At 47.0% G+C, this 23385-nt stretch carries 20 protein-coding genes and 2 riboswitches; of the genes, 10 read left to right on the top strand and 10 right to left on the bottom strand.

Features of this window, described 5'->3' with window-relative positions; all coding sequences use genetic code 11:
- The first annotated feature begins 105 nt into the window (after window positions 1-105).
- From QUA25_RS12780 to QUA25_RS12790, 3 genes are all read left to right on the top strand, one after another.
- The gene (locus QUA25_RS12780; RefSeq protein WP_333038249.1) at window positions 106-228 is read left to right on the top strand and encodes a hypothetical protein; all 123 of its coding nucleotides are present in this window, start codon (window positions 106-108) and stop codon (window positions 226-228) included.
- A gap of 95 nt (window positions 229-323) precedes the next feature.
- Entirely contained in the window at window positions 324-929 is a 606-nt protein-coding gene (locus QUA25_RS12785; protein WP_333038252.1) for a DUF3038 domain-containing protein, read from the top strand.
- 87 nt (window positions 930-1016) lie between these two features.
- Window positions 1017-2633 (top strand): DUF4335 domain-containing protein, encoded by a 1617-nt coding sequence (locus QUA25_RS12790; protein ID WP_333038256.1) that lies wholly within the window; start codon window positions 1017-1019, stop codon window positions 2631-2633.
- A 307-nt stretch (window positions 2634-2940) separates the two neighbouring features.
- Here QUA25_RS12790 and QUA25_RS12795 read toward each other — a convergent pair whose 3' ends face one another.
- The 3 genes from QUA25_RS12795 to QUA25_RS12805 form a co-directional block, all read right to left on the bottom strand.
- On the bottom strand, window positions 2941-3324 hold the full coding sequence (locus QUA25_RS12795; protein ID WP_333038258.1) for a VanZ family protein: 384 nt from the start codon (window positions 3322-3324) through the stop codon (window positions 2941-2943).
- A gap of 122 nt (window positions 3325-3446) precedes the next feature.
- Window positions 3447-4805, bottom strand: coding sequence for a DUF3370 domain-containing protein (locus QUA25_RS12800; RefSeq protein ID WP_333038261.1), 1359 nt, complete (start codon window positions 4803-4805; stop codon window positions 3447-3449).
- 161 nt (window positions 4806-4966) lie between these two features.
- Complete coding sequence (locus tag QUA25_RS12805; protein WP_333038262.1) at window positions 4967-5890, bottom strand: nucleoside hydrolase; 924 nt, start codon at window positions 5888-5890, stop codon at window positions 4967-4969.
- A gap of 79 nt (window positions 5891-5969) precedes the next feature.
- Between QUA25_RS12805 and QUA25_RS12810 the strand changes: the two genes are divergently transcribed.
- Together QUA25_RS12810 and QUA25_RS12815 are read left to right on the top strand one after the other, a co-directional pair.
- Entirely contained in the window at window positions 5970-7931 is a 1962-nt protein-coding gene (locus QUA25_RS12810) for a S9 family peptidase (RefSeq protein WP_333038264.1), read from the top strand.
- 214 nt (window positions 7932-8145) lie between these two features.
- Window positions 8146-8364: a hypothetical protein gene (locus tag QUA25_RS12815; protein WP_333038265.1), complete on the top strand. Its 219-nt coding sequence runs from the start codon at window positions 8146-8148 to the stop codon at window positions 8362-8364.
- A 214-nt stretch (window positions 8365-8578) separates the two neighbouring features.
- Here QUA25_RS12815 and QUA25_RS12820 read toward each other — a convergent pair whose 3' ends face one another.
- From QUA25_RS12820 to ntrB, 4 genes are all read right to left on the bottom strand, one after another.
- The gene (locus QUA25_RS12820; RefSeq protein WP_333038266.1) at window positions 8579-9364 is read right to left on the bottom strand and encodes a universal stress protein; all 786 of its coding nucleotides are present in this window, start codon (window positions 9362-9364) and stop codon (window positions 8579-8581) included.
- A gap of 46 nt (window positions 9365-9410) precedes the next feature.
- Window positions 9411-10250 (bottom strand): nitrate ABC transporter ATP-binding protein, encoded by an 840-nt coding sequence (locus QUA25_RS12825; protein ID WP_333038269.1) that lies wholly within the window; start codon window positions 10248-10250, stop codon window positions 9411-9413.
- A 152-nt stretch (window positions 10251-10402) separates the two neighbouring features.
- Window positions 10403-11833, bottom strand: coding sequence for an ABC transporter substrate-binding protein (locus tag QUA25_RS12830; protein ID WP_333038272.1), 1431 nt, complete (start codon window positions 11831-11833; stop codon window positions 10403-10405).
- 117 nt (window positions 11834-11950) lie between these two features.
- The gene (ntrB, locus tag QUA25_RS12835; protein ID WP_333038274.1) at window positions 11951-12799 is read right to left on the bottom strand and encodes a nitrate ABC transporter permease; all 849 of its coding nucleotides are present in this window, start codon (window positions 12797-12799) and stop codon (window positions 11951-11953) included.
- A gap of 100 nt (window positions 12800-12899) precedes the next feature.
- A riboswitch (cyclic di-AMP (ydaO/yuaA leader) is annotated at window positions 12900-13095 on the bottom strand.
- A gap of 212 nt (window positions 13096-13307) precedes the next feature.
- On the opposite strand from ntrB, the gene QUA25_RS12840 reads away from it, so the two are divergent.
- Complete coding sequence (locus QUA25_RS12840; RefSeq protein WP_333038277.1) at window positions 13308-14501, top strand: sensor histidine kinase; 1194 nt, start codon at window positions 13308-13310, stop codon at window positions 14499-14501.
- A 135-nt stretch (window positions 14502-14636) separates the two neighbouring features.
- Here QUA25_RS12840 and QUA25_RS12845 read toward each other — a convergent pair whose 3' ends face one another.
- Window positions 14637-14804 carry a hypothetical protein gene (locus tag QUA25_RS12845; RefSeq protein ID WP_333038280.1) on the bottom strand — a complete coding sequence of 56 codons (168 nt, stop codon included), beginning with the start codon at window positions 14802-14804 and terminating at the stop codon, window positions 14637-14639.
- Between the two features lie 99 nt (window positions 14805-14903).
- Window positions 14904-15116: riboswitch (cyclic di-AMP (ydaO/yuaA leader) on the bottom strand.
- 170 nt (window positions 15117-15286) lie between these two features.
- Between QUA25_RS12845 and QUA25_RS12850 the strand changes: the two genes are divergently transcribed.
- Window positions 15287-16483 carry a sensor histidine kinase gene (locus tag QUA25_RS12850; RefSeq protein WP_333038282.1) on the top strand — a complete coding sequence of 399 codons (1197 nt, stop codon included), beginning with the start codon at window positions 15287-15289 and terminating at the stop codon, window positions 16481-16483.
- Between the two features lie 121 nt (window positions 16484-16604).
- Here the strand turns inward: QUA25_RS12850 and QUA25_RS12855 are convergent, their stop codons facing one another.
- A complete protein-coding gene (locus QUA25_RS12855) occupies window positions 16605-17942 on the bottom strand; it encodes an ArsB/NhaD family transporter (RefSeq protein ID WP_333038283.1) in 1338 nt (445 codons plus the stop codon).
- A 207-nt stretch (window positions 17943-18149) separates the two neighbouring features.
- Between QUA25_RS12855 and QUA25_RS12860 the strand changes: the two genes are divergently transcribed.
- Window positions 18150-19433, top strand: coding sequence for a HAMP domain-containing sensor histidine kinase (locus QUA25_RS12860; RefSeq protein WP_333038286.1), 1284 nt, complete (start codon window positions 18150-18152; stop codon window positions 19431-19433).
- A 34-nt stretch (window positions 19434-19467) separates the two neighbouring features.
- Window positions 19468-21573 carry a magnesium chelatase ATPase subunit D gene (gene bchD, locus QUA25_RS12865; protein ID WP_333038287.1) on the top strand — a complete coding sequence of 702 codons (2106 nt, stop codon included), beginning with the start codon at window positions 19468-19470 and terminating at the stop codon, window positions 21571-21573.
- An 82-nt stretch (window positions 21574-21655) separates the two neighbouring features.
- Here the strand turns inward: bchD and QUA25_RS12870 are convergent, their stop codons facing one another.
- On the bottom strand, window positions 21656-21985 hold the full coding sequence (locus QUA25_RS12870; RefSeq protein ID WP_333038290.1) for a PEP-CTERM sorting domain-containing protein: 330 nt from the start codon (window positions 21983-21985) through the stop codon (window positions 21656-21658).
- Window positions 21986-22536: 551 nt separating this feature from the next.
- Here QUA25_RS12870 and QUA25_RS12875 point away from each other — a divergent pair.
- Window positions 22537-23265 carry a Bax inhibitor-1 family protein gene (locus tag QUA25_RS12875; RefSeq protein WP_333038293.1) on the top strand — a complete coding sequence of 243 codons (729 nt, stop codon included), beginning with the start codon at window positions 22537-22539 and terminating at the stop codon, window positions 23263-23265.
- Window positions 23266-23385 lie beyond the last annotated feature (120 nt).

Consider the following 23385-nt stretch of genomic DNA (forward strand, 5'->3'; position numbering starts at 1 on the left):
ATAAGTAGCATTCGAGAGCGCTAGGATCTTTGCATTGATATAAGTCCCAATAGTTTCAAAGCACTGATTTGATTTCGGTCACTGTGTGGCGTAGGATGGTTAGGGGTGAAAATCTATGGGTTTTGCGGATTGCGATCGATCGAACTTGAAACCGCAACTTTTAACCCGCAACTCCGTCCAGCAGTTAGGATTGCCGGAATCAAAGCAACGAGCTATGGAGACAAATAAACAGATGTGCTGTTGCCCACAGGGCGCTAAGCTTTAATCACTGCATACTGTTTGATATCCTGCCTCAACCTGTCTTAATTTCCCGTGCTGAAGCCATGCGCTCGACCGTAAAGTCCTCCGCTCCCACAAACGAAACGGGCCAATCTCCCAACTGGGAAGAATTGACCCAAAAAGCACCAGAACCTACCCAGTTGGACAACATTAAAGCCCAACTGGATTTAGTGCTGTTAGCCCTAGAAGCACTGGCAGAAATTGGCTCAGAGGCGATGCTCAAGGTAGCAGCCGAACTGAATTTAGAGCCAATGGTAGCCGATCGGGTAGCTTTGTGGCGGCTGCGCCAATCTAACCCGCTGCGGAAAGGCCACGGAGGGCGCAAAAAACTCGATGTGGAGGAAGCTCGATCGCTCGTTTTGATAAGCTGTCATTTGGCAAAACAGCACCAAGCTTTAATCCGCCGCGCTGTTGCTTTGCTGGAACAAATGGCAGAGCAAAACCGCGAACCTCATACCATCGCTTTGCTGGGAGATTATATTGACAGGTTCAGCAACACTTATGGCTCGCGCATGGAAGATGCAGAAAATTTATCGGCGCGAGAACTAACTGATTTAGCCCTCAAACTCCTGATCGATTTGCTGTTTTACAGCAGTCCCGGCGGCCACCGCCGCCTCTGGCTGGCTCTTCTAGATCGCGCTAAAAATTAAACAACAGCCAACAGCCAACAGTCAACAGCCAACAGCCAACAGTCAACAGCCAACAGTCAACAGCCAACAGTCAACAGACTTTCTGCTATGGTTCTCAAACGGTACACGCCCCCCACTTGCACGCTGGAAATTACAGCCAAAAGTTCGCCTCTATCTCGCTGGGCGGGCCAACCAGTGTTTAAATCTTTAAGTTTCGAGCTGCGACTCGACGACCCCAGGCTGCCAGATACCGAACACGTTACCCTCAGGGGCGATCGAGTTCAACTCGAAACCCTCCACGAAGCTGTTAGCACCTACGTCCAAAACTTCCTCGGCGAATCCCGCGATTGGGAAAGCAACCTCAACTCTCAAACCGCTCGTACCGCTGGGCCAGACTCGCCACAAGCCGCGCCTAACGCCGTCCTATTCGATCGAGCCGTCAACACTTCCGAACTAGCAACTTCCAACCCCTACTCTATCCCAACCCCCGCCCCGAACCCTGCCTACCTTCCGGTTCCCCCCCGCTTAGAACCCCGCGGCTTGCTGGCCCACAACTTGTTTTTAGGCTCTTTGAGCGCTGCTGAATCCGGGCCAGTAGTTCCCTTGAGCACCCTGCAACTGTTTGACTTGGCCACAGCACTAGATGACTGCGCCGCCGAAGTGATGGCGCTTCCCAACCTCAACCGCGAACCCCGAGGGCCGCTGTCCTCACCCTGGCTTAAGGTGGCAGCAATGATGGTCGCCAGCGCGGGTCTGACGACAGGAATTATCAAAATGCTTGATCGGGCCGCCACCTCCCCGCAAACAGCCACAGCCCCCGTCACAGCCCCCGCCAATCCACAATTGAGCACCGCTCCAGGAAACCCCCAGTTAGCTGCCGGCGTCTCCCCCAGTCCAGTTCCCGCCCTACCGACACCCGCAGCACCAACACCCGCAGCCACACCCGGTTTACCGCCCCTGCCGCCCCCGCCCATCAACACCGCTGCCTCCCCCAGCCCCAGCTTGCCCCCCATCGCCCTCGCCCCAAATCCCCCCAGCAACAGACCCAGCCCCATCCAGCAGCCACCCCTGCTATTTCCCCCCAACGGCAGCACAGCCAGCGCCCCACAGAGCGCCCCAGCTTTCCCTCAAGGGCAAACAATCACTATTCCCGCCCCCGAAGAACCGCCCATTTCCGCCCCCCAAGCACCCGCACCAGTACCCTACGTGCTGCCCCCCCTACCGCCGAGACTAGCTCCCGCCGTACCGCCTCCCCTGCCGCCCTCCCTGTCTGCTTCCCGATTTCCCGTTCCCCCGCCGCAAGCCTCCCCCCGCCCCATCGAGCCGATTGTCCCCCCCGCCAGTACCGAACTCCCACCTCTTGAGGACGCTCAACCCCCAGCCGAGCCCGAGGACAACAACCAGGCAGCGGCGAGTCAAAAAAACCGCACTTTATTTGATACAATTCCTCAAGTTTCAGAAGCTAGAACTTACTTTGAGGAACGCTGGAAGCCTCCAGAAGGAATGGAACAAACTTTGGAATACAGCGTGCTGATCGATGAAAATGGGTCAGTTCAAAATATTGTGCCGATGGGAAAAGCAGCAGCAGATTATATCGAGCAAATTAATATGCCATTAGCCGGCGAGCCGTTTGTTTCTGCCGTTTCTAATGGCAAAAACCCGAAAATTCGAGTTGTTTTGCGACCGAACGGTCGAGTACAAACCTTTTTGGAAGAGAGTGATTAAACGCTCTCAAACACATTGTCGAGATGGGAAATCCCGGTTAATTGCTAATCTTAAACAAGTTCAAAAAATTTTAATTTTTAACGGCGGCCACAGCAGCCAGCGTATTGACATTTGCTCCCCTTTGTGCTGCAAATATCTCTTTACCCGTGCGCGCAAAGTCACCAGTAAAAAAAGTGGCTGACACTCGTCAACCAGTTCGCATTGTGCACTCTAGAAACTTCCTTCTTCTTTCTTCCTGACATCCGTTACATCCGTTACATCCGTTACATCCGTTACAAAATCCGTTGCCGAACTTCCTTCTATATCATCAATGCCCTTTTTTTCTATCCCAAACTTCTCCAATCCAATAAAAAACTGCAATCCCGCAAAAACTAAATAAAAAATCTTCAATACTAGCACTGCGATTTGGTAAAAGCGCTTGCAGCATTTCTTCGGCAGCCGTGAACATAGTAAAAATTGCGGGCCCGAAAGGAATTGAATAATTAAACAAATTGATATTTTTTTTTCCAGTTGCTCTGTGGCACAGAAAAGATGCTATTCCGTACAAAATAAAGTGGCCGAGTTTGTCATAAGGCGGATGAGCGAGAGGAAAGTTGACTAATTTCCCCGTACCTGCTAAAAGCATGATAATGAGAAGAATTAAAACGTACACAAAACAAGCAACAATCCAGAAATTTTTTGATAAGTTCATCTTTTTTTTGCCGATAGCAACTAGAGACAAATCAATTCCGCGCAGCGCAAAAATAAAAACACATCAGGTTAATTACGCATTGTCTTTGTAGGCGTCTGCCTACCCGTAGCTGCTGCTCAAATTTAATTCGTTTTCACAGTCAAAACTTGCGGCGGCGACGAATCGGGCGGATAAATAAAATCCACTTCTACAAGTCGCTTTTCTCCCGATTTCATCTCTAATTTTACCAAAGGTTCTCCCTGCTGTCCCCGCCGCTGCACTAAATGCACGTACCGAGTTTGAGGCACTTTATTGTCATCAGTATAGCGCACTCTGACCGTTCCCCTAAAAAAAGTTTGAGGTGCCGGAGGTTCTAAAAAATTAAGTCCTCCTGAAGTTAATTTGTCTGTCTTAATTGGAGTTTGAATTGCGACAGTTACAGTTTGGTTGTTGGTGGTAGAATTGTACAGCGGCAAGCTGAGACTGTATTGAATTCCGTAATTGCCGTGGGCGCGGTATGCTGTATCTGGGTAGCGGACTAACATCCTCGCACTTTGCACTTGATTTGTACCCAGCATTCCGCGCGGGAGACTGCTTAATGGGTAGGAAAATGCTGTTCCGGGTTGGGGAATTGCTAGGTTTGAGGTGGCGGGGTTGTCTGAGAGAAGTGCTCGCCATTGTGAACCTAATGCTACACCGGCAACTCGGCTGTAAATTAGTTGACCTTCGGTGATTTCTGGCGGTGTGGGAGTTCGATCGCGCGGCCCGGCTATATTACCATTGTCTAATAAGTTTTGCCATTCTGCTAAGTTGGGCGATCGCTCGTTTCCCTGTCCGTTTTCCTCTGGGTCAACTCGGGCAAACATCGCCAGACTGGCAACATAGACTATACCATCGCTCCGCAACCGCATCAAGGTCGATCGACCGTTTAGCGGCGGTACCAATCCCCGCACCGGTATCGGATGATTCATCAACAGTTCGCTTTTTCCCGGTGGAATAATTAACCCCGGCCCAAACTCTGACTGTCTCCTTCCTCTGAGAATATCATTCACAGCGCGGCTTCCCGGCCCCGCGTAAATATTACTGTTTGAATTATCGACTTGCGGCGGCAATTCAATAAAAGGTGCATCCGGTTGACTGAGATAACTCGCAGCTTGCAATATATCTAATGTTACAGGTTTATTGCCAGGATTGTAAACAATTACTCCTTGATACAATGTTCGCAAATCTTCCGGCGAAGCTGCGCGGGCTATGTGGTGGGCAAATATGTCGAAACGTCCTTGAAACGGAAAGTTTAAATGTGCCGCCGGAAATCTTTTACCCTCCGGGGGAAATGTCGAAAGCAAAATTCCTTCTTGCAGCACTACTTCGGGACTGTTGCTGTTAAATACTGGTATGTTGTCCAACTGTCCGGGGAGAGGTCGCACTTCTTGAATTTGAACTATTTCTTGAGGTGCGGGAGGAGTTTGGGCTAAGGGGATAATTGATAGAATTGGCAGCATTTTTTGATGTTTTGCATTTTTGAGATGAGATTTTTTTTTAACCGCAGAGGGCGCAGAGGGCGCAGAGGAAGAGAGGGAAGAGAAGAGAAGGTAAATCTTCGTGTCATGGCGGATTTGGTACGGAGATTTGGCGCACTCGTTCGTAGCAGACAAGGTGATTTTTACCTTGCCCACTGTTGTAATATGTAATCGTAAAATTTGGCGGTGTCTACTGTATGCATTGCTTGAATTTTTCGCCCTCCACTTTTAAGTTTGGTGCGTCCTTGGCTGATGCCTTTGGTAATGATTTCTGTTTCCCATTCTCGCAGTTTGTAAAATTCTGGATGCGCTAAATAAGCCGTTGCCAAAATGTCCCAAAAATAGTAATCTTGAGATATTGCTAGGGCATAACACTGTCCTGCTAAGTCGGAAATAGGATATTGGCGCTGTCTTGCTAAGAGATTGGAAAATTCTACAGTCAGCGGTACATTATTAGTGATATCTAAAGGACACATGACAACGGGAATTTGGGTTTGCCAAATTCTCTCAATTGCTATCGGGTCCCAGTAAGCATTCCATTCCGCCGACATATCTTGTCCGGGTTCCATATCTTTGCTAACATTGCCCGTAACATTGAGGGCGCCTCCCATCCAGACAATTTCTTGAATTTTGCTTTCAATTTCTGGCGCGATATCTAAAGCTTGCGCTACTGTTGTTAACGGCCCCGTTACCATTAATGTGACTGGTGCGGCGGCATCCCGCAAAACTCGCACCATAAAGTTTTGTCCGGGTTCTGATATTAACGGCGTGTCAATGGTTCCTTTTTCATTTAGAATGGGAAGTCGATCGACTGCAAAGGAATCTCGCCGAAATAACACCGGAAATGGGTTGAGTCCCCGCACCGTACTCGCCGCCACCGGAACCTCTGAACGCCCCATCAAATCGAGGATTTTGCGCGTTGCACTCACAGCCGGTTGAATGTAGCAGTCCGCAGGAGTTACAATTACTCCCAGAGTTTCGACTTCCTCCATTGTCATTAGCAACACGACTGAGAGATAGTCGTCAACTGCACCGTCGTGATCCATGAGTACGAGTTTTTTTGACATTTTGCTTCCCCAGTGACTGAAGTAGTGTAAAGTACAAATATTAATTTTTTTGTGCGATCAACACAACTGCCTCAACTATATGAATAAAGTATCACCTTACGGGTCTTGGAAATCGCCTATTTCTTCCGATTTAATTGTTTCTGGAACGGTCGGACTCGGACAAATTGCTATTGACGGCGATGATATTTACTGGGTTGAGGGAAGGCCTTCGGAATCGGGAAGAAGCGTCCTCGTGCGGCGCACTCCTGAGGGTAAAATCAGCGACGTGACACCGCATCCTTTTAATGTTCGCACTCGCGTTAACGAATACGGCGGCGCTGCTTTTGCAGTTGCTGGCGGTGTTGTCTATTTTTCTCATTTTGCCGACCAACGTATTTATACTCAAACATTAAATTCTCAACCAGAACCTCTGACACCTACTGCTAATTCTCGCTATGCAGATGCGATAGTTGACAAGCAAAGAAATCGCCTGATTTGCGTGCGCGAAGACCATGCAGGTGAGGGCGAACCTGTTAATACTATTGTTAGCATTAATTTAGATAACGGCGAAGATATTCAAATCTTAACTCAGGGCAATGATTTTTATGCTTCCCCTCGTTTGAGTCCAGACGGTTCTCTACTTTCCTGGATTTGTTGGAACCATCCAAATATGCCGTGGGATGGCACAGAATTGTGGGTAGCAGAAATTAATGCTGACGGTTCTTTAGGTGAAAAATACTTAGTTGCTGGCGGGGTTGATGAGTCGATTTTTCAACCGGAATGGTCGCCCGATGGAGTTTTGTATTTTGTTTCTGACAAGTCTAACTGGTGGAATTTCTACCGCTGGCAATCTAGAACTCCCCTTAATGCCTCCTTGGTAAGGGGGGAAGCAGAGAAAGAAACCAGCTTGTGCGAAATGGCGGCTGAATTCGGACTTCCTCAGTGGGTTTTTGGAATGTCTACTTATGCCATTGTCTCGGAAAGCAAAATTATTTGCACCTACACTCAGCAAGGCCAGTGGTATTTAGCCAGTCTTGATTTAACGACCAAGCATTTGACAACAATTGAGACACCTTACACGGATATTTCGTCTGTCACAGGGCAGGGAGAAACTGTTGTTTTTCTGGCAGGCTCGCCGACAGAATCTACTGCTATTGTACAACTGAATTTAGGAACAAATAAACTAGAAATATTGCGTAAATCGAGCAATTTAAGCATCAATTCGGGTTATCTTTCTGTACCGGAACCAATTGAGTTCCCCACGGAAAACAATTTGACTGCTTTCGGTTTCTTCTATCCTCCGAAAAATCAAGATTTCGCAGCACCTGCGGGTGAAAAACCGCCGCTTGTTGTCAAAAGTCACGGCGGCCCCACTGCTGCTACTTCTAGCAGCATGAATTTGAAAATTCAATATTGGACGAGTCGCGGTTTTGCCGTGCTCGATGTTAATTACGGCGGCAGCACTGGTTACGGCCGAGAATACAGAAAAAGACTGCAAGATAGTTGGGGGATTGTCGATGTTGACGACTGCGCTAACGGTGCTAAATATTTAGCTGAAAAGGGTTTAGTTGATGGCGAAAGAATGGCGATCGCCGGAGGCAGCGCAGGGGGGTACACTACTCTGTGCGCTCTTACTTTCCGGGATGTGTTTAAAGCTGGTGCGAGCTATTATGGAGTTAGCGATTTGGAAGCTTTGGCCACGGATACTCACAAGTTTGAAGCGCGCTATCTGGATGGATTGATCGGGCCTTATCCTGAAAGAAAAGATTTGTATGTGGCTCGTTCGCCTATTCATTCCGCCGAACGTTTATCTTGTCCCGTTATCTTTTTTCAAGGATTAGAAGATAAAGTGGTTCCGCCCAATCAAGCGGAAATGATGGTAGAAATATTGAAAGCTAAAGGTTTGCCGGTTGCTTATGTTGCTTATGAAGGGGAACACCACGGTTTTCGCCGCGCTGAAAATATCAAAAGAACTCTTGACGGCGAATTCTATTTCTATTCCCGGGTGTTTAAGTTTGAGTTGGCTGAACCTGTGGAGGAAGTGGTGATTTTCAATCTTTAGAAAACATCAAGTTTGCAGTTGCTCGGTCTTCCCTAAAACGCACCTGCAAGCTTTATCATAATTTGCCAATTTTAAATGTGATTTAATTCACAAATTTTGCTGTTTATTGTCACACGTTTAAAGGCAATACAGCTATAAATTTTTATAGTGCGATCGCCTTTTGTTACCGCAAAAACGCCCGATCGCGCGATCGTCGAGTAGAGAGTCAATTACTATGCAAACCCCTGTCCACCTGATTCCATCTGCTTTGGGCGAGCTGTTTGCCGAAGTGAATCAAAATGGCTACATTACTATAGCCGATAGGTATGGTTTGATGGCTGCTATTTTTGACGAAAATTTGACTGAGGAAGACAAACGCTCCATCGATCGGCTGCTGCGCTCTGTGTGCCGGGGAAGGATAAAATTAGTTAACGAATTGTCTGCGGTCAGATAAGTTCCGATAATTTTCCTTGACTAGAATTTTGAGAATCTCCACAATAAAAAAAAAGTCCTAATTGTCTCATAATTAGGACTTCGAGCGAGAAAACCATTTTTAATTTTTGAGCGATATAGAACTTACGCAAAAAAGGTTGGGCGCGCGAATTATAGTCGTAGGGTGCGCCTAGCGCACTTACATAATTAGATTCTGACCCAACGAGCGAACAAGTTTAACGTGCAGGTATAGTAGTCGCCAACTGTAACTTGGTCAAATTTTCTTCAGGCTGAACATCCATGTGATAGCTGAGTGCCGAAGGAATCCCGAGTACGCAGCAGGGAAAATTATTGCCTAGTTCCCTAACCAACCGATGGTTCCCAGAACCACAGCCCAAGAATAGTAAATTTGCTGATTCTAATTCAACCACATTTCTCAGTTCTGTAGCAACCCGCCCGATGCGTAAATGAGCTTTGAATAAACCGCGCCACTCCTCAGCCAAACAGCGCGCTTGCCACAGCAACTTATCTGCTACCTCGTACTCATTCTTTTGACCATAAATTGCTTGGAAATAATGCGGATCTATCCAAGTTTTTGGCTGGGATACCGATGGGATTTCGGTTGGTAAAGCGAGCGCAGGCGCTGCACAACTAAGGGCGAATGTTTCCTCTAAATCAGACACTTTCTGCTGTGCAGCCAAGGCATTTGCTACAGCAACTTTGCAAGTATCTTCGCGGTAATTTTTTGGGGATTCGTCGATCACGTATACGACTTGAACCGTGACTTCTTTAGTTGTTACGAAACGAGTTTGATGCGCCATCCAAAGGGTAATATCCAGAGCTATTTGACTTTGGGGAGAACTGTTGTAACCGACAATAAAATTTATAGTTTTTGCCTGTTTTGGGGATTTTGATTTCTTAGAAACTGGTAAGGTTGGCTCCGGCAGCAACACCATTTCTTCTGCTAAATTTTGGTATCCCAATGCACTTTCAAAACGCGCTAACATTGTTTTGAGATTCACAGGCTTAACCTCTCTTAAGTAAATTGTTATGTCGATCCGTCGGGTGTTATTCGTCTTGAGTAAAGTAGCGATCGAGAAAATTCAAAGCATAGTTGCGGATTTCGTAATACTCCTTCGATTCCCGCAACTCTTGGCGATCGCGCGGACGCGCAAACGGCACTGACAAAATTTCACCTATCGTCGCAGCCGGGCCGTTTGTCATCAGCACAATGCGATCGGACATATAGATAGCTTCATCAACATCGTGAGTAATCATCATTGCAGCTTGTCTGTGATTTTCCCAAATATCCAGCACCTGTTTCTGCAACTTGCCGCGAGTTAGAGCATCCAGCGCTCCAAACGGTTCGTCCATTAATAACATTTTTGGTCGAATCGCCAGAGCTCGCGCAATTCCTACTCGCTGTTTCATGCCCCCTGAAATCTCGTCTGGATATTTATCGGCTGCCGATGTTAAGTTTACCATTGCTAGATGTTCGTTGACAAGACTAATCTTCTCTGGGCGACTGAGACTTCGCAAAACTTCATCAACTGCCAGCCGAATATTTTCCCGCACCGTCAGCCAAGGCAGCAATCCGTAGTGCTGAAATACCATCATGCGATCGGCACCAGGTTTGCGAATTTCTTTTCCTTCCAGTGTCACCATTCCCGCGCTCTGTTTTTCCAAACCTGCCACTATTTTTAGCAGCGTTGATTTGCCGCAACCCGAGTGACCGATTACCGAAATATATTCGTTTTCTCCAATACTTAAATTGATATTTTCCAAGACGCTAAATTCGCTACCGTCAGCACTTTTATACGCCTTGAACAAGTTGTTAATTTCCAGAAATTCATGGTTCTTCTGGACTTGGCTGCTGGCTTCGAGAGAAGTAGAAAAGTATTGAGTCACGGTATTCTCCTAAAAAGTAGTAAAGTGTTAATTTGATTTCCTTACGGTTGCGTAATTTCTAAAATATTTTAGTCTATTTCAACCGACTTTAGCTATTAGCCAGGGACTTTGATCTCTGGGGGGACGGTCGGAAAAGCGCAATATCTCAAACATTAAGACTGAAAAAAAGACTGAGGGCGGTTGGCTCGAATTTCAAAACTATTCAAATAACCCACCGGATCGCTAGGATCGAATGCCTTTTTATCAATAAAAAGTTCCGCAGGTTCCACTTGGTAATCCTCCTGGGGACAATCGATCCCCATTTCGGCAACAATCTTGCGGTAAAGGTCGGTTCTCCAAGCTTTTTTAGCTAATTCCTCAGCATTTTTTGGCACCTCCTTAATCTGTCCCCAGCGAGCGGCTTGAGTCATCAACCAAATACTCTGAGACTGCCACATAAATGTTGAATGATTCCCGGGTATTTGAGGCAAATTCTTAGGAATGTCATAGAAAATAGTTGCATCTTCCGATTGTATGGTGCGGTCTTTTTCGTCAAACCCTCCATAGTTGTAGTCGCCAACTATTGCCGGCCGCGTAAATTTGTCGATCGCCCCTTTTTTCGGTCTCGCCCCCGTAAACGATCGCTCAGTCAGCAGCTCCGATATTTCACTGCGATTTTCCGGCTTGCTGCAATACTGACAAGCTTCCACCATTGCCTTAACCAGCGAGTAATAAGTCTTGGGATTTTCCTCAATGAATGATTCCATTACTCCCAAAAGGCGATCGGGATGTCCCAGCCAAACTTCCTTGCCTTGGACGAAGGTAAAACCGACTCCCAAATTGCCTTGAATTGCCCGCGTATTCCAAGGTTCGGCCACCATGTAAGCCTGCATGGCGCCAATCCTGATGTTTGTTACCATCTGCGGCGGCGGCACAATAATTACCCGAAATTCTTTGAACGGATCGACACCGGCAGCCGCCGATATGTAGCGGACAAAGTATTCGTAAATCGCAGAACTCAGAACCACTGCCCAAACTCTTTTTTCCGACGGCTGACTGTCAAAAAAGGCTCGAAATTGTTTGCCAAATTCTTCCAAATTGCCGTTGTATTCGTGCCACGGGCGCAAACCGGAATCCCACATAGCTTTGTTCATCGTCATGGCGTTGCCGTGGCGGTGAATTGTCATTGCCGCGCACAGGGGTGCGTGGCGCGCTCCTTCGGCGCCAACTCGGGCGTTTGTGACGGCGCCGGATACGACTGGGGAGGCGTCGAGGCGGCCGAAGATGACGCCATCGCGAGAGGTTGCCCAGCTTGCTTCGCGGTTGAGTGTGACGTTTAAACCGTATTTGCGGAAAAAGCCTTTTTTCCAGGCGATCGCAAATGGCGCACAATCGTTAACCGGCACGTATCCTACGGTTAAATTTGGTTTTTCTAAGGTTCGGGAATCGACAACCGGCTTTACGGCTGAGGCTTCTTCCGTGAGTCCTTTTGCCGATCGATCCGCGCTAATTCCACAACCAGATAAAGCCATTCCCGCCGCCGCCGCTCCCATTCCTTGCAAGAACTCTCGGCGGTTCCATTCATTGGAAAACTTGTCACTCATATTTAATTTGACTAATGACTGTTAAATGTTGACTGTTAAATGTTGACTGTTAACTGTTGACTGTTGACTGTTGACAACAGACAACTGCTTTCCTAACAACTGCCAACTGACTAATGACTAATGATTAATGACCGAGCGATGCGTTACCAATTCCTGAACTTTGTCAACTGCAGCGTCGAGCAACAATCCAGTTATGCCAATTACCAACACCGCTAAAAATACCGAACTCAGATTTAAACGGCTCCACTCATCCCACACAAAAAAGCCAATTCCCACACCGCCTGTCAGCATTTCCACCGCCACAATCACCAGCCAAGCAATCCCCAAACTAATCCGCAAACCTGTAAAAATGTATGGCAAACTCGCCGGCCAAATTATTTTGGTAATCCGCCTCCAGCGGGGCATTTCCAACACTTGCGCCACATCCAGATAATCCTGGGAAACGCTAGAAACTCCCAAAGCAGTGTTGATAATTGTCGGCCACAAAGACGTGATGAATATGACAAAAATTGCCGACGGCTCTGCTAAATTAAAAATCGATAAAGCTATCGGCAGCCACGCTAGCGGCGACACCGGTTTAAATATTTGAATCAGCGGATTGAGCGCCATCATTGCCGGTTTCGACATCCCGATCGTAAATCCCACGGGAATCGCCACTGCTGCACCCAGGAAAAATCCCACCAACACCCGTCGCAAACTCGCTAGCAGCAGCCAGCCAATGCCTAAATCTCCAGGTCCGCGCTGATAAAATGGATGCAATATGTAATCTAAATTAGCTATAAACGCCTGATAGGGAGTGGGAATCAAATCGCTTTTGAAGCTGGCAACAATCCACCACAAGCCAAGAATTCCCAAAAAACCCGCAGCAGGTAACAAAACAGCATCTCGGATGACAACGGGTTTTACACGCTTCCACGTTGCAACTCCTGCAAGTGCGATCGCAGATAAATTAAGCTGTATGAACATTTCAATCTCCTTCAGAGTCAGGGCAGGTACAAGAATCTTGAACAATACCAACCTGAGACACTGACGAAGCCAAACAATCTTTTTCAGAACATTTGGCTTTTCAGTCTCTTCTCAATGCCTGCGAAGTTAGCTGACGGGCTAGGACTGAGAGATGTCCTTCTCTTTAGATTTCAAAATCAAAAATTACACTTAAATTTGGCAATTTAGCAATTTTTAACTTTGCTTTATAATTCTGTAGAGATTCGCCCCTAAAATTGGTTCCTCCGCTCCAGCTACACGCTTGGTTTGATCGCTTGGTTCGATCGCGCATTGATGGATTAGGCTTGACGTTTTAAGCCAATTTAACTTAAGCTAGCACGACCATTTAATTTTGTCAATATGTCTTTAGAAGTAGCTATTAGCGCTCGGCGAAGCCCAAAAAAAGTTGACAAACTATTCAAAAATTTAATTATTAAACTAACCTAGAGAGATAAAATGCGATCGCTCACTTGATTTATATCTAAGAGCCATGATAGATTTTAGCCAAGCTCTACAAGATAAAATTGACCTAATTACCCAAAACTGGATCGAAGCTGTTCGCGCCGAGGAGCAAATCCAAACCGCCAAACAACTCACCTACGATTCCGTGCGCGACAGCCTTCCCGTCGTACTGCAAGCGATGGTAACTATGCTGTCCCAATCAGAAGACAGCGACACTGGGACAGTCATAGAAGAAAGTTTACACCACGGGACTGTCAGGGCCAAACAAGGTTACGATGCCCAAGAAATTGCGCGGGAATACCGCTTGCTGCGGAGGGTAATTTTCGATGCTTTAGAGCCAGAATTGGTAAAAGGCTCGGGCGCTGAAGTGAGCCGAGCTTACCGCTTAATTGACAGTGCTATCGACGAAGCAATTGCCGATTGTTTCCAAACCTATACCCAGGCAAGATTCCAAGAACTACAGGAGTTGCAAAACCACTTGCAACTTACAAATCAAGAGCTGACTCGCTTAGTTCGCGCCAGTCAAGAGAATCTATCTCACTTAGCTCACGAATTGAAAACTCCCCTCACCTCTATTATTGGTTACTCAGAATTGTTTTTGCGCCAAAGAAACAGTTATCCAATTAGAGATTCTGTTCCCAATTTGGCACATATTGATAAAGTCCTCAGCAACGGCAGACGCTTACTTAGATTAATTAACGATACTCTCGAAATCTCGCGCTACGACGCGGGACGCATAAAATTGCAGCTAAGTGCTACAAATGTGCGATCGGCGATCGGCACTGTTGTCGAAATAATCGAGCCTTTGGCTAAAGAAAAAAATTTAGAGATCGTCGTTGAGTGTACTCCGCTTCTCGATCAAGTTATGACAGATTACTTGCGCTTGCAGCAAATTATCACCAACTTGACGAGCAACGCCATTCGCTACACCGAAGCTGGTACTATTACCATAAAAACCGAATTATTGTCAGACGAACAGTGGAGTCTCTGCATCAGCGATACAGGAATTGGCATTGCTTCAGAAGACTGCGATCGGATTTTTCAACCCTATTTTCGAGCCAACAGCTCCCTGGGTTCTAGCATTCCTGACACTACCGGCTTAGGGCTAGCAATTGTCGTTCGATTAGTGAACCTCTTGCAAGGTAAAATCGAATTAGTTTCTGAAGTAGGAGTTGGCTCCTCTTTCACTGTAATTTTTCCCTTAGAATTGGATGGAGTTTAGATTACTGTTAACTATTGACTGTTGACTGTTGACTGTTGACTGTTGACTGCCAACTAATGACTAATGACTAATGACTTATTCAAATCAGAAACCGAAGAGTTACATAAATAGCCGCAGTTATTAATTGCACCGCCATCACAGGCAGCCCGTAACGCAGAAAAGTTTGAAAAGAAATCCGGCGCCCGTGCAGTCAAAACCAGCGGCCGACAACAAAACAGCATCTCGGATGACAACGGGTTTTACCCGCTTCCACGTTGCAACTCCTGCAAGTGCGATCGCAGATAAATTAAGCTGTATCAACATTTCAATCTCCTTCAGAGTCAGGGCAGGTACAAAAATCTTGAACAATACGAACCTGAGACACTGACGAAGGCAAACAATCTTTTTCAGAAATTTGGCTTTTCAGTCTCTTCTCCATGCCTGCGAAGTTAGCTGACGGGCTAGGACTGAGAGATGTCCTTCTCCTGAGATTTCAAAATCCAAAATTACACTCAAATTTAGCAATTTTTAACTTTGCTTTTTAATTCTGTAGAAATTAGCCCCAAAAATTGGTTCCTCCGCTCCAGCCACAGGCTTGGTCTGAGCGCGCATTGCAGGATTAGGCTTGACGTTTTAAGCCAATTTAACTTAAGCTCGCACGAGCGTATTATATTGTCAATAGATCTTTAGGAGTAGCTATTAGCGATCGGCGAAGCCCAAAAGTTGACAAACTATTCAAAAAGTTAATTATTAAACTAGCTTAGAGAGATAAAATGCGATCGCCCACTTATTTCTCTACTTGAGCCATGAGAGACTTTAGCCTCGCGCTGCAAGATCGAATCGACATAATTATACAAAACTGGATCGAAGCTGTACGCTCCGACGACCAACTCGAAACCGCTAAAGAACTCACCTACAATGGCGTGCGCGACAGCATTCCAATGGTACTGCAAGCTATCGTAACTATGCTTTCCCAATCCCAAGAGAGCGACATTCGCACACTCGTAGAAAAAAGTTTAGAACACGGAACTCTCAGGGCAAAACAAGGCTACGACGCCGAGGAAATTGCGCGGGAATACCGCTTGCTGCGCTGGGTAACTTTCGAGGCTTTAGAGCCAGAATTGTTAAAAGCCTCTGCAGCAGAAGTCAGCAGAGCTTACCGGTTAATTGACACGGCGCTCGACGAAGTAATTGCTAAATGTTTCCAAACCTTTACCCAAGAAAGATTCCAAGAACTCAAGGATTTGCAAAACCAATTGCAACTTACAAATCAAGAACTGACTCGCTTAGTTCGCGCCAATCAAGAGAACTTATCTCACTTAGCTCACGAATTAAAAACTCCCCTCACCTCTATTATCGGCTACTCAGATTTGTTTTTGCGCCAGCAACAAAACTATTCCGAAATTAAAGGTTCTGTTCCCAATATAGGGCATATTGATAGAGTCCTCAACAGTGGCAGACTGTTGCTGAGATTGATCAACGATACTCTGGAAATTTCGCGGTACGAAGCCGGACAAATAAAGTTACAGCTAGCTCCAATTAGACTGCCAGGTGTACTCGCCACGGTTGTTGAAATAATCGAGCCTTTAGCCAAAGCCAAAGGTTTAGAGATAGCTGTGGAGTGCCATCTCTCAGACGATCAAGTGGTGACAGATTGCTTGCGCTTGCAGCAAATTATCACAAACTTAACCAGCAACGCCATTCGCTACACCACAGCCGGTACTGTTACAATAAAAAGCGAACTTTTGCCAGATAAATATTGGACAGTAACGGTCTCAGATACAGGAATTGGTATTGCTCCTGAAGACTGCGAGCGGATTTTTCAACCCTACTTTCGAGCCGACAACTCCCTGAGTTCTGGCATTCCTGACAGTACCGGCTTAGGGCTAGCAATTGTCGCTCGATTAGTCAAGCTCTTGCAAGGTAAAATCGAATTAGTTTCTCAAGTAGGAGTTGGCTCCTCCTTCACTGTAATTTTTCCCTTAGAATTGGATGGAGTTTAGATTACTGTTAACTGTTGACTGTTGACTGTTAACTAATGACTAATGACCAATAACTAATGCCCAATGCCCAATGCCCAATGCCCACTGCCCACTGCCCAATGACTAATGACTAATGACTTCTTCAAATCAGAAACCGAAGAGTTACATAAATAGCCGCAGTTATTAATTGCACCGCCATCACAGGCAGCCCGTAACGCAGAAAAGTTTGAAAAGAAATCCGGCGCCCGTGCAGTTCAGAAATTCCCGCTGCGACTATATTAGAAGAAGCTCCTACCAAAGTGCCGTTTCCGCCTAAAGTTGCTCCGTACATCATCGCATAAAACAGCGGCAGCACAGCAGGTGGAAACTGCCCTGCAAAATCCGGAGCCAGCACCTCTGCAGGTGCGAGTCCGGTATTGACAACATACTGTTTTAGCAGCGGCACCATCGCCACTACCAACGGAATATTTGGCACCACGCTCGACATCAAACCCACAAAAAATAACAAAACTAAAGAACCCAGAAAAATATTCTTACCTAAAATTACTGCTAATATTCCAGATATACTGGCGATAACTCCGGTTTTTTCTAAACCGCCAATTAGCACAAAGATAGACATAAAAAATAGCAGCGTGCTCCAATCTAAATCCCGCAAAATATTATTAACAGAATCAATTTGGGAATGGTGAGCTAAAAGCATTGCCAAAGCAGCCCCCAACAAAGCAACGGCTGCCGGTGAAATAGGCACGGGCAGTGACTCTCCTATTACAAAAAATGTCAGCACGAAAGCTATAATTACACCGCCCACTGCTAAGACTCGCGGGTGATTAATTGTTGGGCGCGGCAAATGTTCCAAATCGTCTAAGTTCTTGTGCCAAATTTCGCGGAACAGCCAAGGCAACATAACTACTATCACTGCTAATGCAATTGCCCCGCCCAAACTTAACTTTACCAGGTAATCTGTAAAGCTCATGTTAATAGCATCGCCGACAATGAATGTCGCCGGATCGCCCACGATTGTCAGCAGTCCCGAGCTGTTAGCTACAAATACCATTAAAATCAGTAACGGCACAAAATCTACACCGACTTCTTCTGCCATTGGCGGAATTAATGGTGCTAGCAGCATGACTGTCGTGGCATTGGGCAAAACCGAACAAATTGGCGTAGTAATTGCGACAATACCCAGCAAGAGATTTTTGCCTTTGCCTTTAGCCAAAAGCACAATTTGAGTTGCCAAGTATTCAAATACTTTGGTAGGCTCAAAGGCTCTCACCATTACCATGACTCCGAAAAATAAGCCCAGCGTGGCGTGACTCCGACCGATATATTCGATCGCGTTGTTTAACGTCATCACGTGGGTAAAAACCAGAATCAGCGCTCCCAGAAATGCCGCAACTGTGAGGTGTATCCATTCTGTAATTATTAAGAAAATTACACATATAAATGTTGTTGCAGCAATCACAGCTTGCACGTTTTCCATTTAGTCCCCTGAAAATAATAGAACTTAAAATTTAAAAAGTCTCGGTTCGAGTGAATATACTACTTCCTGGCTCTTCTGTCAATAAATTTAAGTGCTGATTTTGGCAGCAACAAGCTGGGAGCGGCTCATCAAGAACTCTCCGGCACAGGGAAAAAATCACCTCAAAACTACTTCTTTCGGCAGGGTCGCGATCGCCCGAAGTTTGGTATGGCGATCGGGCGATCGCTCAACTACAATGAAGCATGGGCAATCTCTGCCAAACTCAACCCCCACGCAGACATTATGGACTACAGCCAAGTGCTCGCCGAAAAAACCGATATTATCGTCCAGAACTGGATTGAAGCAGTGCGTCAGGATCGGAAAATTGAAAGCGCTGACGCCTTACCGCACTCAGCAATCGAAAATCACATACCTCACCTGCTGGAGGCGATGGCTACAGTGCTTTCCCAATATCAAAACAGCGAAATAAAACTAATAATTGAAGCCAGTTTAGATCACGGATTTCTCAGAGCCGAACAAGGCTACGATGCTGCCGAAGTAGCCCGGGAATACCACTTATTGCGTCAAGTAATATTCTCGCAGTTAGAATCAGAATTGCTAGCAGGAACCACCGCCGACGTATTCAGAGCTTTTAGGCTGATAGATGCCGTAGTAGACGAAGCAATTGCCCAGTGTTTCAACAGCTACGTCGCTCAGAGGCTGCAGGAACTTCAACAAATCCAAACTCAGTTACAACTCACCAATCAAGAACTCTCTCGCCTGGTCAGCGTCCATCAAGAAAACGTCTACCATTTGGCTCACGAACTTAAAACTCCTCTCAACTCAATTATTGGTTATTCCGAGCTATTTCTGCGAAAAGAAAAATGGCAATCTCAAGTCCAAGATACTCTCCCCGGCATCGAACACATCGAGCGAGTATTGCGTAACGGCAGACATTTGCTTCGCATGATTAATGACACACTAGAACTTTCTCGCGCCGAGGCGGGAAAAATTAAACTTAACCTGCGGCCCACTAATGTACAATCTGTAATTAACACCGTAGTAGAAATGATGCAGCCAATTGCTGATGCTAAAGGATTAAAGCTCACTGTTACCAGCGACTGCGCCCCAAGACAAGTAATCGCTGACGCACAGCGGCTGCAACAAATTCTGACCAACCTGGTGAGCAATGCCATTCGCTATACAGAATCTGGTAGCATCGAATTAAGTTGCTACCCTGCTGGAGACGGAAAGTGGGCGATCGCAATTACAGATACCGGCATTGGCATCGCCCCCGAAGATACAAAGCGCATCTTTGACCCCTTCTTTCAAGCAGGAGAAGCCGGCAAACAGCTCTTTCCCACCGAAAGCACTGGCCTGGGATTAGCAATAGTATCGCGGCTCGTCACGCTGCTGCAAGGCAAAATCGAGTTAGTATCACAAATAGGAGTCGGCTCAACTTTTACCGTGATTCTGCCGCAAGAAGTTAAAATACTCCAAGAAGTAAGCTAAACATTAAGTTCAAATTTTTACATCCGAAAATCCTATGCCCGCAGCCAACCTGAGCCCTTCCACCACAGCCTTTCCCCTCACCGCCGTAGTCGGGCAAGAAGCAATCAAATTAGCCCTGCTGTTAGCAGCAGTAGATCCCGGATTGGGAGGAGTTGCGATCGCAGGCCGCCGCGGCACAGCAAAATCAGTAATGGCCCGCGCATTGCACTTTTTACTGCCACCGATTGAAATTGTTAAAGATTCTTTTTGCAACGCCGAACCTAATGATATTCTTGCCGAACAAGCATCAGGCTTGTTACCAGAAAATGGCGGCAAAGATACCCACACCACCGATACTAATTCCTTAACTACTGAAATAATTCCCACACCATTCATTCAAATTCCTTTGGGTGTCACTGAAGACAGACTTTTAGGTTCAGTCGATGTCGAACAATCAGTAAAATTCGGCCAAACCGTATTTCAACCCGGGCTCTTAGCCCAAGCAAATCGAGGCGTACTTTATGTTGACGAAATCAACCTCCTCGATGACAACATTTCCAACCAATTGCTAACAGTATTAACCGAAGGGCGCAACCAAATAGAACGCGAAGGCATTAGCTTCCAACACCCCTGCAAACCTCTATTTATCGCCACCTACAACCCCGAAGAAGGGCCGCTGAGAGAACATTTGCTCGATCGCATCGCGATCGTACTTTCAGCCGACGCAGCACTCGAAATAGAAGAAAGAGTCTATGCAGTAGAACAAGCTTTATCCTACTCCAGCTCTCCCCAAGAATTTTTAAATCAATACAGCGAAGACACCGACAACCTCAAAACCCAAATCATCCTAGCCAGAGAATGGCTCAAAGATGTCAGCATTAAACGCGAACAAATTGCCTACCTAGTAGAAGAAGCCATCCGGGGTGGCGTTCAAGGACACCGCGCCGAAATATTCGCAGTCCGCGTCGCCAAAGCCGCCGCCGCCATCGAAGGACGCACAGAAGTTAACGCCGAAGATTTGCGCCGCGCCGTAGAATTAGTCATCGTACCCCGCGCCACCATCATCCAAACTCCCCCAGACGAAAACTCTCCTCCTCCTCCCCCCCCACCGCCTCCCCAAAAGCAGTCAGAACAAGAACAAGACGAACCAGAAAACGAGCAAGAAGACGAAGAAGACCAAGAGGATGAAGACAACCCGGAACCTGAAGAAGAACCAGAAAAAGATACCATTCCCGAAGAATTTCTCTTCGACCCCGAAGGCGTAATTCTCGACCCCAGCGTGCTTTTCTTCGCCCAAGCCGCCAGCCGCCAAGGCAAATCGGGCAGCCGCAGCACCATTTTCTCGGAAGATAGAGGCCGTTACGTCAAGCCGGTATTGCCCAAAGGCCCCGTCCGCCGCATCGCCGTTGACGCCACCCTCAGAGCCGCCGCACCCTACCAAAAAGCCCGCCGCGACAGGAATTCAGACCAGGAATCCACCGCCGGCTCAATCACAAATCGAGAGAAGCGTGTATTTGTGGAGCAGGGAGACATTCGGGCGAAGCGCTTGGCCAGAAAAGCTGGAGCTTTAGTCGTATTTGTCGTCGATGCTTCGGGTTCGATGGCCCTCAACCGGATGCAGTCGGCCAAAGGTGCAGTCATGCAGCTACTCACAGAAGCTTATCAAAGCCGCGACCAAGTTGCTCTCATTCCCTTTCGCGGAGAACAAGCAGAAGTGCTGCTACCGCCGACTCGCTCGATAGCCTTGGCCCGCAAGCGTTTGGAACGGTTGCCCTGCGGAGGCGGTTCCCCCCTGGCCCACGGTTTGACTCAAGCAGTGCGGGTGGGAGTCAACGCGCGGCAGTCTGGAGATATCGGTCAAGTTGCGATTGTCGCCATTACTGACGGACGCGGCAATATTCCTTTGGCTCGTTCTTTGGGCGAACCGATTGTAGATGGAGAAAAGCCTGATATTAAGCAGGAATTGTTAGAAATTGCTGCCAAAATTCGCGGGTTGGGAATGCAGTTGCTGGTGATTGATACCGAGAGCAAGTTTATTTCGACTGGCTTTGCGAAGGAATTGGCCAAGACTTCTGGGGGGAAATACTATCACTTGCCCAAAGCTACCGAACAGTCGATCGCAGCTATGACTAAAAATGCTCTGCGCGACGCGATCGGCTAAAATCCTGATCCCCGCATTTATCTGCGTTTATCCGCGTTTATCTGCGGTTAAAAATCCAAAAATTAGACTTTTTGCCAAAAGTCTAATTTTTAACTCTCACTCTCCGGCGAGTCAGCGCCAGCGAACCCGCAACTAAACCCAACCCTACCACCGTCGAAGGCTCAGGAATTCTTACGGGCAGAGGTACGCGGTTTGCCGTCCCCCGGTTCGGGGTTGAAGAAGTTGTACCTTGGGGGAGTTGACCGGTATTATCAGCCAGCAGCAAATGTTCTGAACCCTGCCCTGAAGAAGCGGTAGCAACGGCTCCGACATTAGCTGCAACAGCAGCTTGACCACCGGAAATAACGGCAGCGGCAGCCAATAATATTCCGGCTGTAGGTGGCAATAATTTGCGCTCAAAAAAGGTGGGCATTGGACATTACCTCTTTAGCAGTTTGTAGATATAACTCGATCTATTCATTAATTTTATGGGTATCCTCTGTCTGAGCTACCTTAGCAATTAACGGAACCGATTTTAGATTTTAGATTTTAGATTTTAGATTTTAGATTTTAGATTATTGAAGTTTCAGGTCCCTAGTTTGAAATAAGTTGCAAATCAAAAACCTAAAGTCAACTGTGGCCCCTGCCTCTAGCATAGACTCCTTAATCCCCAATCGTAAATCCCCAATCCAAAATTGATTTACATTCGCTATCTGCGATTTGATTGACTTTAAGCTCGCCCCTGGCTGCAGATAGCGCCCGCCCTTTAAACTCAATTATAGCTTTGCCACGACGCGCAACAGTGCGAGACAGCGACACGGCACAGACCTGTACGCAGTCGATTATAAACAATCGATCCCTGCTTTGGAGTGATTTCACCCCCATTCTTTATCAAATCTTTAAACTCTTTCAGATTTTGCAAACAAAGTGTAAAGCTGTCAAAATGATAGATAGCAATTCTCAGCCAAAATTAGGTAAATCCTCGTGAGTAACACTAGCAATTTCCGCGAAGCCGTGCGCGAGGCCAAAAACCACGCGCTGGTAGGCCCGAACGTCATCTCCAACGCTCTCCCCTTCGTGGGCGGCGGACTTGTCTTAACTGCTGTCGGCACCTACGGCGGCCTCGGAGTGATTCGTAACTATCCCGGGATCTTCTTTCCTACATTCATCGCCGCGATCGTCGTAGAATTGATTCTCTTCTTCATCGCCCGCGGTGCCGCCGAACAAGGCAACAAAAACACCGCTTTGCCCCTGCTGGCAACCTACAGCCTGCTTTCCGGCTACACCCTCAGCGGATTGGTATTTACAGCCCTCAGAACCCAAGGCGTCGGCATCTCCGGCATCGCTTTTGCAGCCCTCGGATGCGGCATTACCTTTATCGCCGCCCGCCAAATTGGCTCCAACCTTTCTGAAGAAGACGGCATGGCCCTCACCAAAACTATCAGTTTAGGTGTGATTGCTTTGTTAGTCGTCGTTGGCGGTCAGTTTCTGCTCTCTCTCTTTGGCGTCTACACCCCAACCTGGTTAGAAATTGGCATTTCTGGCATCGGCGTGTTTATATTTGCCGGCGCTGCGATCGTCGATTTTTACATATTACCCCGCAGCTACCGCGACGACCAGTATTTGCCCGCCGCTCTGTCGATGTACTTGACCTACATCAACTTGTTCATTTTCATTCTGCGCCTGCTGATTGCTATCAACAGCCGCGATTAATTGAAACTTTAGCTTAAAAAAAACTGCGGCTCGATCGACATCCGGCCGCGGTTTTTTTTATTAAGATTTGGAATCAAGATAGTAGTCCTCGCCTCCTCTGTCCCTCATACAAAAAACTTA

The organism is Microcoleus sp. Pol17C6 (genome assembly GCF_036701145.1).
Lineage (GTDB): Bacteria > Cyanobacteriota > Cyanobacteriia > Cyanobacteriales > Microcoleaceae > Microcoleus.